The organism is Lactonifactor longoviformis DSM 17459 (assembly GCF_900129135.1).
In the GTDB taxonomy this organism is placed as follows: domain Bacteria; phylum Bacillota; class Clostridia; order Lachnospirales; family Lachnospiraceae; genus Lactonifactor; species Lactonifactor longoviformis.
In genome coordinates this window covers 101,177-117,983 of record NZ_FQVI01000002.1, presented here as the reverse complement: position 1 = coordinate 117,983, position 16,807 = coordinate 101,177, and the positions used below count along the sequence as shown (strand labels likewise).

Annotated in this window: 14 protein-coding genes; 12 read left to right on the top strand and 2 right to left on the bottom strand. The window is 46.8% G+C overall.

Annotation, left to right across the window (positions count from 1 at the left end):
• The first annotated feature begins 8 nt into the window (after positions 1–8).
• Both BUA56_RS03070 and BUA56_RS03065 read left to right on the top strand, forming a co-directional pair.
• Entirely contained in the window at positions 9–587 is a 579-nt protein-coding gene (locus tag BUA56_RS03070) for a CDP-alcohol phosphatidyltransferase family protein (RefSeq protein WP_072848911.1), read from the top strand.
• Positions 584–2,011: a phospholipase D-like domain-containing protein gene (locus tag BUA56_RS03065; RefSeq protein WP_072848909.1), complete on the top strand. Its 1,428-nt coding sequence runs from the start codon at positions 584–586 to the stop codon at positions 2,009–2,011. The genes BUA56_RS03070 and BUA56_RS03065 overlap by 4 nt, the downstream gene beginning before the upstream one ends.
• A 93-nt stretch (positions 2,012–2,104) precedes the next feature.
• Here the strand turns inward: BUA56_RS03065 and BUA56_RS03060 are convergent, their stop codons facing one another.
• Both BUA56_RS03060 and BUA56_RS03055 read right to left on the bottom strand, forming a co-directional pair.
• On the bottom strand, positions 2,105–3,361 hold the full coding sequence (locus BUA56_RS03060) for a uroporphyrinogen decarboxylase family protein (protein ID WP_072848908.1): 1,257 nt from the start codon (positions 3,359–3,361) through the stop codon (positions 2,105–2,107).
• A 279-nt stretch (positions 3,362–3,640) separates the two neighbouring features.
• A complete protein-coding gene (locus BUA56_RS03055) occupies positions 3,641–4,264 on the bottom strand; it encodes a DUF1836 domain-containing protein (protein WP_072848907.1) in 624 nt (207 codons plus the stop codon).
• 109 nt (positions 4,265–4,373) lie between these two features.
• Between BUA56_RS03055 and BUA56_RS03050 the strand changes: the two genes are divergently transcribed.
• From BUA56_RS03050 to BUA56_RS23565, 10 genes are all read left to right on the top strand, one after another.
• Entirely contained in the window at positions 4,374–5,450 is a 1,077-nt protein-coding gene (locus BUA56_RS03050) for an aldose 1-epimerase family protein (RefSeq protein WP_242946714.1), read from the top strand.
• A gap of 187 nt (positions 5,451–5,637) precedes the next feature.
• Positions 5,638–6,768, top strand: coding sequence for a multiple monosaccharide ABC transporter substrate-binding protein (chvE, locus tag BUA56_RS03045; RefSeq protein ID WP_072848903.1), 1,131 nt, complete (start codon positions 5,638–5,640; stop codon positions 6,766–6,768).
• A 65-nt stretch (positions 6,769–6,833) separates the two neighbouring features.
• Positions 6,834–8,372, top strand: coding sequence for a multiple monosaccharide ABC transporter ATP-binding protein (gene mmsA / locus BUA56_RS03040; protein ID WP_072848902.1), 1,539 nt, complete (start codon positions 6,834–6,836; stop codon positions 8,370–8,372).
• 1 nt (position 8,373) lies between these two features.
• On the top strand, positions 8,374–9,537 hold the full coding sequence (gene mmsB / locus BUA56_RS03035) for a multiple monosaccharide ABC transporter permease (RefSeq protein WP_072848900.1): 1,164 nt from the start codon (positions 8,374–8,376) through the stop codon (positions 9,535–9,537).
• A gap of 167 nt (positions 9,538–9,704) precedes the next feature.
• The gene (locus tag BUA56_RS03030; RefSeq protein WP_072848899.1) at positions 9,705–11,903 is read left to right on the top strand and encodes an extracellular solute-binding protein; all 2,199 of its coding nucleotides are present in this window, start codon (positions 9,705–9,707) and stop codon (positions 11,901–11,903) included.
• A gap of 166 nt (positions 11,904–12,069) precedes the next feature.
• A complete protein-coding gene (gene pcrA / locus BUA56_RS03025) occupies positions 12,070–14,280 on the top strand; it encodes a DNA helicase PcrA (protein ID WP_072848898.1) in 2,211 nt (736 codons plus the stop codon).
• Between the two features lie 76 nt (positions 14,281–14,356).
• Positions 14,357–14,584: a hypothetical protein gene (locus BUA56_RS03020; protein ID WP_072848896.1), complete on the top strand. Its 228-nt coding sequence runs from the start codon at positions 14,357–14,359 to the stop codon at positions 14,582–14,584.
• Between the two features lie 91 nt (positions 14,585–14,675).
• Positions 14,676–16,070, top strand: coding sequence for a 23S rRNA (uracil(1939)-C(5))-methyltransferase RlmD (gene rlmD, locus BUA56_RS03015; RefSeq protein ID WP_072848895.1), 1,395 nt, complete (start codon positions 14,676–14,678; stop codon positions 16,068–16,070).
• Between the two features lie 70 nt (positions 16,071–16,140).
• Positions 16,141–16,398 carry a hypothetical protein gene (locus tag BUA56_RS23270; protein ID WP_072848894.1) on the top strand — a complete coding sequence of 86 codons (258 nt, stop codon included), beginning with the start codon at positions 16,141–16,143 and terminating at the stop codon, positions 16,396–16,398.
• A 67-nt stretch (positions 16,399–16,465) separates the two neighbouring features.
• Positions 16,466–16,735, top strand: a complete 270-nt coding sequence (locus BUA56_RS23565; RefSeq protein ID WP_242946713.1) for a recombinase family protein — start codon at positions 16,466–16,468, stop codon at positions 16,733–16,735.
• The last annotated feature ends 72 nt before the right edge of the window (positions 16,736–16,807 follow it).

The window sequence follows — 16,807 nt, the reverse complement described above, 5'->3', positions numbered from 1 at the left end:
GCGTTAGTATGACAGAAGAACTGCCGCTGAAAAAACAAATTGTTTCTATACCGAATCTGATGGGGTATTTCAGGATACTGCTTATCCCTGTCATTGTCTGGAGATATCTGACTGCAGATTCTATAGAAGATTACCGCATAGCCGCGGTGATTATAGGAATCTCAGGAATTACTGACTTTTTAGATGGATTTGTGGCAAGAAAGTTTCATATGGTAACCAAATTGGGAAAGGCAGTGGATCCCATTGCGGACAAGTTAACACAGGGAGCCATTGTTCTTTCTCTGTCCTTCCGGTTTCCCCTGATGGCGGCACTTGCAGTCCTCTTTGTAATAAAAGAGGGATTTATGGGGATTATGGGAATTCTGATGTTAAGAAAAGGCAGGATGCTTAACGGGGCTATGTGGTTCGGAAAGGTTTGCACAGCCGTGCTGTATCTGGTTATGTTTCTGCTGATACTGATCCCCAATATTCCGATGACCGGGGCAAATATCCTTATCGGAATCAGCGGTGCGCTGATGCTGCTGTCGTTTCTTCTTTATATTCCCGTATTTAGTAAGATGAACAGGGAAGGCGGGAGTCAGAAGTGAGAAAGAAATTAAAAATACTGCTGCTCCTTTTGCTGGCTGTACTGCTGTATGAGATTGTAGGAGCTTGTATTCCATTTATACATACAAAAAAAGTAAAGAAGACGTATTCGGAAAAATTGAATACAGAGTCCTTTGGGCAGAGATCCGCAGGCAGTGACTGGGCGCAGATTGCGGAGACAAATGAAGAGGCCCTGGATGTGCGCCTGGCTATGTTTGAAGAGGCAAAAGAAAGCATTGTGATCTCTACCTTTGATATCCGTCCGGGAAAAAGCACATCGGATATCTTTGCTTCTCTGTTGGCGGCGGCGGATCGGGGGGTAAGAGTGCAGGTCATTGTGGACGGTCTGTACGGAATGCTTCATATGGATGGACAGGGTATTTTTCAGGCTGCAGGGAGCCACCCAAATCTGGAGATCAGGTACTATAATAAGCCTAATCTTTTGAAACCGTGGACAATCAATGGAAGAATGCATGACAAATATGTGCTGATTGACAACAAGCTGCTCCTTATGGGCGGCAGAAATATGTTCGATTATTTTATAGGAAATTATCCTCAAAAGAACAAGGGATATGACAGAGAAGTTCTTTTGTATCACCAGGAGGAAGAGGGGGAGACCTCCTCAGAAAACGTAATTCTGGAAGTGAGAGAGTATTTTCAGAAGATTTGGAATCAGGAATGCACAAGACCGGTATTTGAGGGGAAGTCCCGGGAAGATCGGAAGACAGCTGAAGAATTAGAAAAGCTTTCTCTTCGATATGAAAAACTGTCTGGTACACGGGGGACCGGGACAGATATTGACTGGACAAAAGAACTTGTGCCTGTGAAAAAAGCTACGTTTGTGGCAAACCCAACCAATATAGGGCCAAAGGAACCATGGGTATGGTATACCATGCAGCAGCTGATGCTGGAAGCTGACAGCAGGGTAGTTATTCAGACGCCTTATGCAGTATTTTCTCAGGATATGTATGAGGGAATGGAACAGCTTGCAAAAACTGTGGGAAATGCAGACATGCTCATCAATTCCACCGCAGTCGGCGATAATTTTATGGCCTCTTCGGACTATACTCATAACAAGGGAAAGGTCCTGGAAACGGGGGTAAGGGTGCATGAGTATTTTGGGGAGCACTCATGCCACGGCAAATCCATACTTATAGACGGCGATCTTTCTGTGGTAGGATCCTATAACTTTGATATGAGAAGTACTTATGTAGATACCGAGACCATGCTGGTGATCTGCGGAGAAGAGTTCAATTCTCTGCTGGAGGAAAAGATGGATAAGCTGCAGGCGGAGTCACTGGAGGTTACCGGACCGGACACATATGCTGAGAAAGACGGTGTCAGCCAAAAAGAACTCTCCCCGGGAAAGGCCCGTTTGTTCTGGATTACTTCCAAGCTGATTCAGCTGGTGCGCTATCTGGCCTGAGAAAATATGAAGATAACAGACAAAATGCTGTCCGCAGCCGATTCACTGGCTTGGACAGCATTTTTTATTACTCAGGAATAGGGATATACTTTCTTATCCCTGATTGTACTTTTTCACTGCATCAGCCAGAGCCACTACGTTTTCAGGGGGAACCCCGGGAACAATATTGTGGATGGTGTTAAATACAAATCCGCCCCCTTTTCCAAAGATTCGGCAGCACTCAAGGGCTTCGTCAAACACCTGCTGATAGGTGCCCATGGGGAGGGTTTTCTGCGTGTTGATGCCTCCGCCCCAGTATACGATTCGGTCTCCGTAGAGTTTTTTAATTTCTTTCCGGTCCATGTTCTCAGCGGTCCACTGCACAGGGTTCAGACAGTCAAAGCCTGCGTCGATGAGCTCTGGGATCAGATCCTTAATGCTTCCGCAGCAGTGCTTAAAGGTCTTCCAGGAAGTATGTTCGTGGATCCAGCAGTTGATCTTTTGATAATAGGGCTTATACATGTCATTAAAGGTTTTATTGCTGCAGAAAGGCCCCTTCTGAGTACCGAAGTCAGTGCCGCAGATATAGGCAACCTGGATGGTTTCTCCCAGAGCTTCATGCATTTTTTCCAGATTTTCAATCGCGCAGCGTGCCTGATACTCAAAGATTTCATGCAGAACCTCTGGTCTAGATGCAATGGATACGTACCACTCTGTAATGTCCCGGATTCCTTTTGGTTCCCTGAGCATAGGTCCAGGGACCAGGGCAATATCACCGAAAGCAGTGCCCCCAAGATTGCCCATAATTACGTCGGAAGAGGCTTCGTATCTGGAACGCTGGAGGGCCAGCCAGTCCAGATCCTCCTGTAAAACGGGACCGAATTCTTCCAGATTGTCTTCCAGACGGTAATCGTCCTCATCAAACGCAGGGGTACGCTCTGTATTGTCAAAGAAAACTCCTGTTCTGGGCATACGCCCGGCTGCTTCGTAACGGGTATCCCCCCAGGCATATATGAGGGTATCTCCTTTTGTATCCGTAGTCGTGACAAAATCCTTGGGTACAAGGACATCCTGTCCCCAGGGGGTTCTCCACTCCTTATAGTCGTCCTTTACCGGGAATCCCAGCATACTGCCGGCCCCCCAGCATGGCTGTGTCTGAATTCCCAGGGCTTCTCTGATATCCTCGTCCAGAATTCCCAGCATCTGCACCGGCTCCAGTATCTTAATGGGGCGTTTCTCCAGTCCGAGATACGCCCGGACCTGCTCCAGAACAATACAGTGAATCCCAGTGGTAGGCATTCCGCCGATATCAAGGAGGAGCGGGCCTTCCTCGTGGTTTACTGCCAGCTTTAATTTTTCCTTTCCCGTCATAGTACTTGCCTCTCTCTTTCATTCATTTTTATCTGTGTTTTAGTGAAAACACAATGCTATGTATTTCATGAATCGTTTCATAAAGCCATGATAGTATACCCCTCTTGTTTTGTCAAGCATTTTTTCCAGGGAGATTCGTGCATCTTGTGATCATACTTGAAGCTTTCGAGGGCATCTTATCTGTGGGGGGCATTTTCCGGAAAAGCAAAAGAAAGAGAGGACAGGGCAGATTCCTTGGAAATCTTTCCTGTCCTCTCTTTCTGAGGCCGTATCACATCTCTATTCTTTTGGTTCTTTTCCTCTGCCTTTGCTATTTTCTCTGGGCAGTTCATCAATTAATTTTTCAATCAACTGCTTTTTCACGTAGACATCAAAGCTGAGAAGACTGATAAAGGAAAACAGCTGAAGAAATGGCTGCTCATCCTCAGGGCACTGAGAAAAGGATTCCTTAGCCAGGTTAAACCTGCGGGTAATATCCTTCTTCAGGGGCACAATCTGATCCATCTCCAGTTTTACGATCTCATTGTAGATGGCAGTCAGGTCAAAGTCTTCGTCTGTATCAAAATATTTGCCGGTAATAGGCTGGAGCAGTGTCTGAATATCGTTGATCGAGAGAATATTTTTAAAGTAATAGATAAAAATCAAAAGAAACATGTGCTCCTTGGAGTACTTTTTCTTTACCGGGGGAGGAAGCAGGTTATTTTTGGCATAATTATTAATCATAGTCTTGGTAAGAATCTTATCCTCAGGATAGCGCTTGGAGGATTGGAGATTCTTTTCCATGAATGTAGTTACCTGATCCATATATAGATCAATGCCGGGGATATCTTCCGGTTTAATATAGTCAATCCGGGAGATACTGGCCAGTATGCTGTTTAACATATCTTCTGTATTAATTGTCATTTCTTCACCTCTGCTCTCTATTATATAGTTTTCAATACTATTTGTAAATAATTGATTTGTTTAAATTTATGCAGTTGAAATTCAAAATGATAAATGGTAGTATCAGTGCATGAAGCGATATATGGAGGTAGATAAGATGAAGGAGCAGTATGAATTCCTAAAAAAAGTGGGGAATATCCAACAGACAGCGGCAGTGCGAAAGATAGAATTTCAGGAGGGCAGAGCCAGAGGAATGCAGGGATATGACATTAAGAACGGCCCCCTCCGATTTCAGGTAATGGGAGATAAGTGCCTGGATATCAGCGAATTATCCTATAAGGGGATGAACCTTTCGTTCCTTGCAAAACAGGGTCTTATAGGAAGAATGGACTACGATACCCACGGGGAAGAGGGAACATCAAATATTATGGGAGGCCTTTTGTTTACCTGCGGGCTGGAGAATACCTGTCTTGCCTGCAGAGAGGGGGAGGCCTATTATCCCATGCACGGAAGAGTCCGCTCAGCCCCCGGAGAACAGCTGTGCGCAAGCGCCGGGTGGGAAGAGGGAAAGTACCGCATAGCCGTAAGCGGACAGATGCGGGAAGGAAAGCTCTTCGGCAATCATATGTGTCTCAGCCGGAGAATTGAAACCGTATATGGAGAGAGAAAGATTTTGCTTACCGACGAGATTGAGAATCTTGCATATCGGGAGGAACCTATGATGGTTTTGTATCACTTTAACATGGGCTATCCGCTTCTGGATGAGGGGGCCAGAGTGATACTGCCCACGAAAAAGGTAATCCCAAGAGATGAGGCTGCCATGAAAAACCGGGAACTCTGGGATCAGATGGAGGCCCCTGCAGATAATGAGCCGGAGCGGGTGTATCTGCACGAATTAGCCGGGGACAGGGAGGGCAATACCTTTGCTTGTCTTATAAATGAAAGGCTGCAGCTGGGCTTAAGGATCCGGTTTTCGAAGAAGTATCTTCCCCATTTTGTACAGTGGAAATCCCTTGCTTCAGGGGACTATGTGATGGGACTGGAACCAACCAATTCCGGGGTATATGGAAGGTCCCGGGAGGAAGAGAACCTACATACCATGCAGCCCTTTGAAAAAGAGAAGATTCAGTTTTCCATAGAGATACTTGAGGGGGAGGAAGAACTGAAAGCCGCTTCGGATGAAGCACAATTGCTTCTTCAGAGGTAAGCCAAATACAGAGGAAACAGGGCAGTTATTGTGCAGATTTGCCAATAACTGCCCTTTGTTTTTGAAATAAACAAACAAAGTTGTAAAAATAGCTTGTCAGATAAAATAATCAGTGCTATATTTATAATTAATCATGAAACGTTTCATGAAAAACAAATTATGATTGCATAGGGAAAGGAGAAACAACATGAAAAAGTTAGCAGCAGTTTTAGCAGCATCTGTGCTGTGCCTGTCTATGTTTGCAGGATGCGGGGATACCAAAGAGGAGGCAAGTACATCGGCCTCAGACGCGAAGGAGGCGGACAGCGAATCCTCAGGGGAGAAAAGTGAAGGGGGGATGGTTGGCGTATCCATGCCTACGCAGTCTCTGCAGCGTTGGAACCAGGATGGAGAGAATCTGAACAAATTTCTAACGGAAATGGGATATGAGGTAGATCTTCAGTATGCGGACAACGAAGTACAGCAGCAGGTTTCCCAGATTGAGAATATGATTACAAAAGGTGCGAAGGTGCTCATAATTGCGCCGGTAGACGGCAGCGCTCTCTCGGCAGTATTGGCAGAGGCACATGATGCGGGCATTAAAGTAATTGCCCATGACCGTTTTATTACAGAGACAGAAGATGTGGACTGCGTGGGAACTTTTGACAACAATAAGGTCGGCGCTCTTCAGGGACAGTACATCGCAGACGCCTTGGATTTGGAGCATGCAGATGGCCCGTTTAATCTGGAAATTGTTGCAGGTTCTCTGGATGACGACAATGCCTCCTACTTTTTGGGCGGAGCTATGGAGATTCTTCAGCCATACATCGACAGAGGCAAGCTGGTTGTAAGATCCGGGCAGACCACGAGAGAACAGTGCGCAACGGACGCATGGCAGACCGATGTAGCCCAGGCCAGAATGGATAATATTCTGACTGCATATTACACAACAGAGAAACTAGATGCGGTGCTCTGTTCCAATGACTCTACTGCACTGGGTGCTGAATCTGCATTAAAATCGGCCGGATATGGCTCAGGGGATCTTCCATTCCCTGTGATTACCGGACAGGATTGTGACACAGCAAATGTGAAGGCTATCATTGCCGGAGAACAGTCTATGTCTGTTTTCAAGGATACAAGAGCACTGGCCAAGCAGGTAGCGTCTATGGCCCAGGCGTTTATGAACGGGGAAGAGCCTGAGTACAACGATACTACTACCTATAATAACGGGGCAAAAGTAGTTCCTGCCTATGCCCTGGAGCCGATTGTAGTAACAAAGGATAATTATCAGGAAAAACTGGTCGATTCCGGTTATTATACAGAAGCTGAATTAAAGTAAGCATAGAGAAGGGCGGTGCAGAGAAGTACCGCCCTTCCATATACAGGAGAACACGGGAGGCAGGCATGACAAAGGTATTATTGGAAATTCAGAATATAGTAAAGGAATTTCCGGGTGTCCGTGCGCTTGATAATGTAAATATCAAAGTCCGGGAAAAAACCATCCATGCACTTGTGGGCGAGAACGGGGCAGGAAAATCCACACTTATGAAGGTTCTGAGCGGTGTACATCCCCACGGCACATATGAGGGAAAGATTATATGGGACGGGGGTGAATGCCGGTTCAGAGACATCCGGGAAAGCGAAAAAAAGGGGATTGTAATTATCCATCAGGAGCTGGCACTGATTCCACAGCTTTCCATTATGGAAAACCTTTTTCTGGGAAATGAACAGCAGAAAAAAGGGGTGATTGACTGGGAAAAATGCCGCTTTGAGGCTATACGTCTGATGGAATTGGTGGGGCTGAAGGAAAAACCGGAGACCCTGATCAATCAGATTGGTGTGGGGAAACAGCAGCTGGTAGAGATCGCCAAGGCTCTGGCGAAAAAAGTTCGGCTGCTCATACTGGATGAGCCTACCGCAGCCCTTAACGAGGAAGAAAGTGAACGTCTGCTGAATCTTATCCTCCGCCTGAGAGACGATCACGGCATGACCGGCATTATTATTTCTCATAAGCTGGCGGAGGTGACAAAGGTTGCAGATGATATTACCGTGCTCAGAGACGGGAGCACCGTGGAAACGCTCTTTGCGGCTTCGGACCTCATCACGGAAGAGAGGATTATTCAGGGAATGGTGGGACGGGAGCTGACGAACCTGTATCCGTCAAGAGACTCCGAAATTGGAGAAGTTCGGTTTGAGATTAGGGATTGGGTGGTATACTCCGAGGAATATAAAGACAAGATCATGATTGACCATATAAATATGAAGATAAAACGGGGCGAGGTGGTGGGCATCGCTGGTCTTATGGGCGCCGGCAGGACAGAATTCGCCATGAGCGTGTTCGGCAGAAGCTTTGGCTCCAGAGTACAGGGAATCGTAGTAAAGGATGGAACAGAAATTAATGTAAGCACAGTCTCTTCTGCCATAGAGAATGGGATTGCCTACCTGACAGAAGACAGAAAGGCTCTGGGTCTGCTGCTTCAGGAGAGCATCAAGGGGAATATATCCCTGCCAAGCCTGCACAAGCTGGCCCGCAAAGGGGTGGTAAATCAAAATGAAGAAATCAAGGTGGCTGAAGAATATATAGAAAGACTGGGAATCAAGGCACCCGGGATCTTCCAGACAACCAATAACCTCTCCGGAGGAAACCAGCAGAAGGTACTTTTGGCCAGATGGATTTACGCAGATCCGGATCTTTTGATTCTGGACGAACCGACCAGAGGCATCGATGTGGGGGCAAAATACGAGATCTATCACATTATAAATGAGCTTGCGGCACAGGGAAAGTGTATTCTGGTCATTTCCTCAGAGCTGCCGGAAGTTCTGGGAACCAGCGACAGAATCTATGTTATGAATGAGGGCAGGATAGCCGGTGAATTTACCAGGGAAGAGGCAACCCAGGAAAAGATTATGAAATCAATTTTACAGAGCAACAGGAGGAACTGAGATGAATCAGGGAAGAAAATTTCATTTGGATTTTAAAAAATATGGGATGGTGATTGCCCTGGTAGTAATTACCGCACTGTTTCAATGGCTGACAGAAGGGGTGCTTCTGGCACCTATGAATATATCAAAATTACTTATGCAGAATGGATACATATTAATCCTGGCAATTGGCATGCTGCCCATTATTCTTACCGGAGACATTGATCTGTCTGTGGGATCTGTGGTTGCCCTGGTAGGGGCTGTGACCAGCAAGCTCCTGGTGGGAGAGGCAAGGATGCCGGTGGCTTTGGGAATTGCCATCGGACTTTTAGTGGGAATTCTTATCGGGATATGGCATGGATTCTGGATCGCCTATGTAAAGGTACCTGCTTTTATCGCCACGCTGGCAGGCATGCTGTTTTTCAGAGGTCTTACCCTGGTAATCACACAGGGAAAAACTATTGGTCCCTATCCCGACGCATATCAGTACATTGCACAGGCTTATCTTCCCGATGTGGGAGGCGCTTCGCAGATACACCTGACTACCATTCTGATCGGGGCTGCACTGATTGTTGTTTTCCTGATCACGCAGCTGCAGAAGAGAAGGCGGGAGATATCCTATGGATTTGCGGTATCAGGCAGCGGGGTATATACCCTGAAGCTTGTAGTTATGGCAGGATTGATTGCCTTTGCCACCTATTGGTTTACCAGATTCAAGGGTGCACCTGTGATTCTGCTGATTCTTGGGCTACTTACTTTTGTCTATTCTTTTGTAACAGAGAAGACCGTTCTGGGGCGGCATATCTATGCCCTGGGAGGAAATGAGAGGGCCACAGCCCTGTCCGGAATCAAAACAAAACGGGTGAAATTTATGACCTTTGTAAATATGGGACTTCTTGCAGCCTTTGCAGGCATTGTATACTCTGCCAGAATCAACTGTGCCAATCCCACCGCCGGCGACGGATTTGAGCTGGATGCCATTGCTGCCTGCTATATCGGCGGCGCTTCCGCTTCCGGAGGGGTGGGGAGAATCAGCGGCGCTATTGTGGGCGGTCTGGTTATGGGTGTCCTGAATAACGGAATGTCCATCATCGGTGTGGGGACAGATTGGCAGAAGTCCATCAAGGGGCTGGTTCTCTTGGCAGCCGTGGTCTTTGATATTGTAAATCAGACCAAGAAAAAATAGCAAACCTTGCAGGCGGTGAACCTGATGTGATAAGATGTAACTGTTCACAGTACGGTCTGAAAGGCATGCTGTGAACGGCACATTTCATCACCCAATCAGGATGATACAGTGTTTATAATCACTGTGTTTAGAAATAAAAGCAGCAAAAAAGAGTAAGGAGTACAGATATGGCCACGATTAAGGAAGTTGCAAAGCTTGCAAATGTATCTTTGGGGACGGTATCCAATGTATTGAATGGAAAGACCCAGAACGAAGAGCTGATTCAGAGGGTGGAAGCAGCAATGGAACAGCTTTCCTACCGTCCGGATGCCAATGCCAGAAGCTTGAAAAATACACGGAGCGGTGTCATAGGAGTGATCTTGCCGGATATTCTGCAAGCGGATCTGGCAGACTTTTTACTCGAGCTGGAACGCCTTCTGAGAGAAAAAGGATATCACATCCTGGTAAAGTTCAGCAGAAATAACCGTCTGATTGAGAAGCAGTGCATTGAGGCTTTTCTGGAACAATGTGTGGACGGGATTATCCTGTACTCTGTGCAGCGCAGAAAGCCGGTAACTCTTCTTGAAAAGTCAAAGGTACCCGCAGTGATTATCAGCCGAAGCGAGACGGAACAGTTTGCCGGGGATAAGATAATCATTGATTACAGCCGGGCGTTTACACAGGCTATGGAAGAGTGTGCGGCCAGCCATTGGAAGCGGGTAGGTCTGATCCTGGAAAAGGATCTTCTCCAGGAAGAGGATCTGTCGGGAATTTACCACCGCTTTTATCCGGAAAACGACTTCATCAAAGTCGTAGATGGGAGCCAGGAGCGGGGGTTCCAGGCATTTTTCCAATTGTATACCGCAGATCCGCATCTGGACTGCATAATCGCCGGAAGCGCTACCATAGCAAACGGCGTAAAGCGGGCCATAGATATACTGGAGGTACCCGGGATTCCTGTGATTGTAATGAAAGAGAGCAGCTGGATGGAAGATGCCGGTTACTTTGCCGCCCAGCTTACGGTATCTCCAAAAGTTATGGCACAGAAGACGGCGGAGCGTCTTCTGGAGGCTGTGAGAAGGCCTCATCTGCATGAGAATATGACTACATTTCTCCATGCAGACTATGATAAGATAGAGCCTGCTACCGCAGGAATCAAAAAGGCAGAGCATGATCTGAGATTTGCTATGTATGACTGCTCCTCCTCCAGAAGTCTGCAGATGCTGTCCAGGATTTACGAGAAAGAGAGCGGCAGAAAAATTATCTTTGATCTCTATTCCTACGGGGAGTTAGAGGAGCTCCTCTATCAGAAGTCCGGGGAAAAGGACAGCTATTACGACGGGTTTATGATGGATATTACCTGGCTGGAAGGTCTCATAGAGAGCGGAGGCGTAAAAAATCTGGATGCGCTCTGGAAAGACCACAGAGGCTATTTCGAGGGGGTTATCGATGGGGTGGTAAAGGAGTACGGTATGTATGTGGAATCTCTCTATGCAATTCCATTCATGTCCGGCGCCCTCCTGTTGTTTTACCAGAAGGATTTGTTTGAAAACCGTGCCCTGCAGATGCGGTTTAAAAGAAAATATAAGGAAGATCTTCTTCCTCCGCAGACCTGGGCCCAGTTTAATCTGATTGCGGAGTTTTTTACCAAAGAATACAATCCCCAGTCACCGGTGATGTACGGCGCCTCTCTTCCCAGAGGGGAGAATGTCTATACTGCCCTAAGCTTCCTCTGCCATCTGTGGTCTTACGGAAGCCGGGTATTTGATGAAAACGGAGATGTGAGCATCAACGACAGCAATGCGGCCGCGGCTCTTAGGAATCTGGTTCTTTCCTATAAATATACTTCCGGGAAGCAGCTTTGCTCCTGGAATGAGGTGGCAGATGAATTTGCCCGGGGGAACAGCGCCATGGTACTCCTCTATGACTCTGATGCCGGGGATATTAATAATTATACGAAATCAAAAGTAGCCGGGAACCTGGGGTATTCCCAGATCCCAGGGGGAGCTCCTGTTCTGGGGGGCTGGAGTCTGGGGTTGAACCGTTATGGCACCCATCAGGAGGATGCCCAGAATTTTCTTCTGTGGGCCTGCGGCAGCCAGAATGGGATTCCTCTCTCTCTTCTTGGCGGCTCAACCCTGAGGAAAGAATATTACAGAAGGGCAGATCTGGAGAATCTCGAGCCCTGGAAATGCCTGATCCTAAAGTGCTACGAACAGAGCAAAAAGCGTTTTATGCCTGAGATTCTGGACGAAAGCCGGTGGAAGAATAATATCTATACCTCTCTGATTCCCAAAGAGATTGAACGGGTTCTGAAGGGAGAGATCAGTGAGCAGGAAGCTCTCCGGAATATGGAGACAAACATCCGCAGGCTTCTTGAGCGGTAAGAAAAGCGGCAGGACATAAGGCCTGGAGAATCCAAAGGGTTCTCCGGGCTTTTTATACAGCGGCAATAGGGATTCCCCGGAACTTCTGGATCTCAGGCAGGGGCTGTGCTATAATGAAAATTGCCTGTTTAGCAGGATGGATGATTAGGATAGATGGAGAATGCATATGAGTATATACGATACATTGAACAGCCAGCAGCAGGAGGCGGTTTTTCGGACAGAGGGGCCGGTGCTGATCCTGGCGGGAGCAGGTTCCGGCAAGACCAGAGTGCTGACGCACCGGATTGCGTACCTGATAGAAGAAAAGGGAGTTAACCCATGGAATATCATGGCGATTACCTTCACCAATAAGGCAGCGGAGGAGATGCGGGACCGTGTGGATAAGCTGGTGGGCTTCGGCGCCGAGAGCGTCTGGGTGAGCACCTTTCATTCCAGTTGTGTGAGAATCCTGAGACGCTACATTGACCGCCTGGGATACAGCAATAATTTTACAATCTATGATACCGATGACCAGAAGACCTTGATGAAGGATATCTGCAAGCGGCTGAATATTGATACGAAAGTATACAAAGAGCGGGCGATTATGAGTGCTGTCTCATCTGCCAAGGATGAGCTCATAAGCCCCGAGGCATATGAACTCAGCACTATGGGGGATTTTGGAAAGAAAAAGATAGCCCTTGCCTACAAGGAATACCAAAAGCAGCTGAAAAAGAACAATGCTCTGGACTTTGATGATCTCATTGTAAAGACCGTAGAACTCTTCCAGGCCTGCCCCGACGTACTTGAGTCTTACCAGGAACGGTTCCGGTATCTGATGGTGGATGAATATCAGGATACCAATACGGCGCAGTTTAAGTTTGTCAGCCTTCTGGCCTCCAAATATCAGAACCTGTGCGTGGTGGGCGACGACGATCAGTCCATCTACAAGTTCCGGGGAGCCAATATAGGAAATATTCTGGGCTATGAAAAGGTATTTCCCAATGCCAAGGTGATCAAATTGGAGCAAAATTACCGTTCCACCCAGAATATCCTGAATTCTGCCAATGAGGTAATTCGTAACAATCTGGGACGAAAGAGCAAGACACTCTGGACAGACAACGAGGAAGGAGCGCTTCTGCATTTCAGGCAGTTTATGAACGGCTTTGAAGAGGCAGAATATATCACAGGTGATATCAGCCAAAAGGTCCGCGAGGGGGAATGCAGCTACAAAGATTGTGCTATTTTGTACCGGACCAATGCCCAGTCTCGTTTGTTCGAAGAAAAATTTCTTATGTCCAATATCCCTTATAAAATGGTGGGAGGAGTAAACTTCTATGCCAGAAAGGAAATCAAGGATCTCCTGGCATATCTGAAAACCGTTGACAATGCCAGAGACGATATTGCCGTCAGAAGGATTATCAATGTGCCGAAACGCGGTATCGGCCTGACAACAATCACCCGGGTCCAGGACTACGCGGATGCCAATGGCATTAGTTTTTACGATGCGCTGCGAACTGCGGATGAGATTCCTTCTCTGGGAAGAGGTGCCGCTAAAATTCGTCCGTTCGTCACCTTTATCCAAAGTCTCAGAAGCAAGGCAGAGTATCTCTCCGTCACAGAACTGTTGGATGATATTATAGAAGAAACCGGCTATGTAGCAGATCTTAAAGCCGAAGACACCGACGAGGCCAATGCCAGAATTGAGAATATCGATGAATTGATTACTAAGGTGGTTACCTATGAGGAGGGAACTGATACGCCCAGCCTTGGGGAATTCCTGGAAGAGGTTGCGCTGATTGCGGATATTGACACTGTGGATTCAAACAGTGACAGGGTTTTGATGATGACCTTACATAGCGCAAAAGGACTGGAATTTCCTTATGTCTATATGGCGGGCATGGAAGACGGCATCTTCCCCAGCTATATGACAATCGTGGCAGACGATCCCACGGAAATCGAAGAGGAGCGCCGTCTGTGCTACGTGGGAATTACCCGGGCGATGAAGGATCTTACCCTGACTTGTGCCCAGCAGCGTATGATTCGGGGCGAAACGCAGTATAATAAAGTATCACGGTTTATCCGTGAGATTCCAAGAGAACTGGTGGATATGGGACAGAGCTTCCAGGAAAGGAAGGTAAAAGATATCCCGCTGCCCTCCGGATTCCAGCAGATGCGCCAGGCCTTCAAAAGTCAGGCCTTCCAGCCCCGGCAGTTTGAAGTGAAAAAATCAGAGGGACTGAGCTACGGCGTAGGAGACACGGTAAAACACATTAAATTCGGCGTGGGGATCGTGGAAAATATCGCAGAAGGCGGAAAGGATTACGAGGTTACCGTCAATTTTGATAAGGCAGGAGTGAAAAAAATGTTTGCTTCCTTCGCCAAACTCAAGAAAATCTAAAATTTTCAGAAATGATGGTAAAATCCCACATATGGTGGTATAATAACTCTAACGACAAGAGAGGATGGTGTATATAATGAATAAAGTGGAAGATTTTCTTGCAGCATTACAGAAAAAAGAAGAAGAAAAAAATAAAAATACGGTTCTCTGGATATTGGCAATTATAGGTGCTGTAGCAGCAGTTGCGGGAATCGCATATGCAGTATATCGTTTCTTTACACCTGATTATTTGGAAGATTTCGAAGAGGATTTTGATGATGACTTTGATGATTATTTCGAAGATGAGGATGACGAAGAAGAGTAAGATATGATAATAATAGCTCCGGTGCAGACCTGTGCCGGGGCTATCGTTCTGTCAGGAGATAATAAGATAACGAGAAGTAAGGAGAGAGCCTGTGAGAAAAGGTGATATTTGTGAAGGAATCATTGAAAAAGTAGAGTTTCCCAACAAGGGAAAAGTGGTAATCGACGGTCAGACCATAACTGTCAAGAATGGAATACCGGGCCAGAGGATCCGGTTTGCGATAAATAAAAAGCGAAAGAATAAAATGGAAGGGCGTCTCCTGGAAGTGCTGGAGAAATCCCCCCTGGAAACCAGGGAGCCTGTGTGCAGTATCTTTCCTGCCTGCGGAGGCTGTATGTACCAGACCATGTCCTATGAAAAACAGCTGGAGATGAAAGAAAGACAGGTAAAAGATCTTTTGGACGAGGCCATCCAAAAAGGGGGACAAACCGATGAAAATGGCTGCCCGGACTATGTATTTGAGGGCGTCAAAGGCAGTCCTCAGGAATTCGGCTACCGGAATAAGATGGAATTCTCCTTCGGAGATGAATACAAAGACGGTCCTCTGTCACTCGGTCTACATAAGAAGGGGAGCACCTATGATGTTCTGACAGCTTCAGACTGTAAGCTGGTGCACGAGGACTACACCAGAATTCTAATGTGTATCCTGGCTTATTTTCAGGAGCGAACTGTGGGGTATTACAAAAAAATGCAGCATGTGGGCTATCTGCGCCACCTGCTCCTCCGCAGGGCTCAGACAACCGGTGAGATCCTGGTGAATCTGGTAACCACCAGCCAGGAAGAACACGATTTGACGGAACTTGTGGAACAAGTCCTCGGGCTTCCACTGGAGGGCAGGATCGTGGGATTTCTGCACATTATCAATGACTCTCTGTCTGATGTGGTCCAGAGCGATGAGACCAGGATTCTGTATGGAAAGGACTATTTTTACGAAGAGATTATGGGGCTTAAGTTCAAGGTGACACCATTTTCCTTTTTCCAGCCCAATTCCTTTGGGGCCGAAGTACTCTACCGTACAGCACGTGAGTTTATAGGAGATACCAAGGATATGACCGTGTTTGACCTGTACAGCGGAACGGGAACAATTTCACAGATCCTTTCCCCGGTGGCCAAGGAAGTGATTGGAGTGGAGATTGTAGAAGAAGCGGTGGAGGCGGCGAAAGAAAATGCGGCGCTGAACGGCATTGCCAATTGCCGGTTTATTGCCGGGGATGTGCTGGAGGTGTTGGATGAGATTGAGGAGAAGCCGGACATCATCGTACTAGACCCGCCCAGGGACGGAGTGCATCCGAAGGCCCTGAAGAAGATCATAGAGTACGGGGTGGACAGACTTGTGTATATTTCCTGTAAACCCAGCAGTTTGGCGAGGGATTTGGAAGTGTTTTTGGAGAATGGGTATCGGGTGGAGAGATGTGGAGGGGTGGATCAATTTTGTCAGACGGTGCATACGGAAAGCATTGTCCTGTTGCAAAAGAGTGTTAAATGATGACTAGGTGAGATCGGATAGTTGTCGTGTGGAGAGGCGTGAAGGCTTTTAGCTTTTGCGCCTTTTCCTTATGGATGAGATGAGGTTGGGTATTTTCAGGGGTGTTCTGGGATTGTGGAAGAAATGGGTTAAGGAAGTAGAAGCGGCGATAACCTTATCAGGAGCAATGGGGCAAGAAGAAAGCAGAAACTTGAGTGAGAATATACAGTGGAGCATTAAAAGAATATTTGAGGAAGGGTTATTTAGCAGCTACAAACATTTTATGAGGTATCGGTGTGTGGAAGGGGAATTTGTAATTGTCCCGGAGCAGGCTAAAATAGTCCGTTAAATTTTTGAATTATATTTAAAAGATATTTGGAGGAAAGTGTTATAGAAACAGTAAGAGGTAATACGGTATGGACTCAAATGTAATCCAGCAAATGCTGAAGCATGAAAAGCATAAGGGAGATATGATGCTTCAAAAAATATTTACCGAGGATTATCTGAATGGTGTACGAAAGAAAAAGGTAGGACAGAGTACCAGAAATTATGTGAAAGGAAGCCATCCGGTCATTATTTCTCCGGAGATATTTGATAAGATGCAGGAGGAAATGCTTAATAAAGCCAGACTGCTCAGAACAGCTGATGGCAACCAGATTAGCGGTGGAAACCGATATAGCAGCTAATATTTGCTTAGCAATTTATTAGTATGTAGGGATTGTGGAGAGGATTCAGGCGTAGAACGGAGCGTGGGAAGA

Bases quoted from the DNA above. Each gene is read 5' to 3' on its own strand.
- BUA56_RS03055 (WP_072848907.1), bottom strand. From the start codon at position 4,264: ATGACAATTAATACAGAAGATATGTTAAACAGCATACTGGCCAGTATC.
- mmsB (WP_072848900.1), top strand. From the start codon at position 8,374: ATGAATCAGGGAAGAAAATTTCATTTGGATTTTAAAAAATATGGGATG.
- pcrA (WP_072848898.1), top strand. From the start codon at position 12,070: ATGAGTATATACGATACATTGAACAGCCAGCAGCAGGAGGCGGTTTTT.
- BUA56_RS03060 (WP_072848908.1), bottom strand. From the start codon at position 3,361: ATGACGGGAAAGGAAAAATTAAAGCTGGCAGTAAACCACGAGGAAGGC.
- BUA56_RS23565 (WP_242946713.1), top strand. From the start codon at position 16,466: ATGGACTCAAATGTAATCCAGCAAATGCTGAAGCATGAAAAGCATAAG.
- mmsA (WP_072848902.1), top strand. From the start codon at position 6,834: ATGACAAAGGTATTATTGGAAATTCAGAATATAGTAAAGGAATTTCCG.
- BUA56_RS03070 (WP_072848911.1), top strand. From the start codon at position 9: ATGACAGAAGAACTGCCGCTGAAAAAACAAATTGTTTCTATACCGAAT.
- BUA56_RS23270 (WP_072848894.1), top strand. From the start codon at position 16,141: ATGGATGAGATGAGGTTGGGTATTTTCAGGGGTGTTCTGGGATTGTGG.
- chvE (WP_072848903.1), top strand. From the start codon at position 5,638: ATGAAAAAGTTAGCAGCAGTTTTAGCAGCATCTGTGCTGTGCCTGTCT.
- BUA56_RS03030 (WP_072848899.1), top strand. From the start codon at position 9,705: ATGGCCACGATTAAGGAAGTTGCAAAGCTTGCAAATGTATCTTTGGGG.
- BUA56_RS03020 (WP_072848896.1), top strand. From the start codon at position 14,357: ATGAATAAAGTGGAAGATTTTCTTGCAGCATTACAGAAAAAAGAAGAA.
- BUA56_RS03050 (WP_242946714.1), top strand. From the start codon at position 4,374: ATGAAGCGATATATGGAGGTAGATAAGATGAAGGAGCAGTATGAATTC.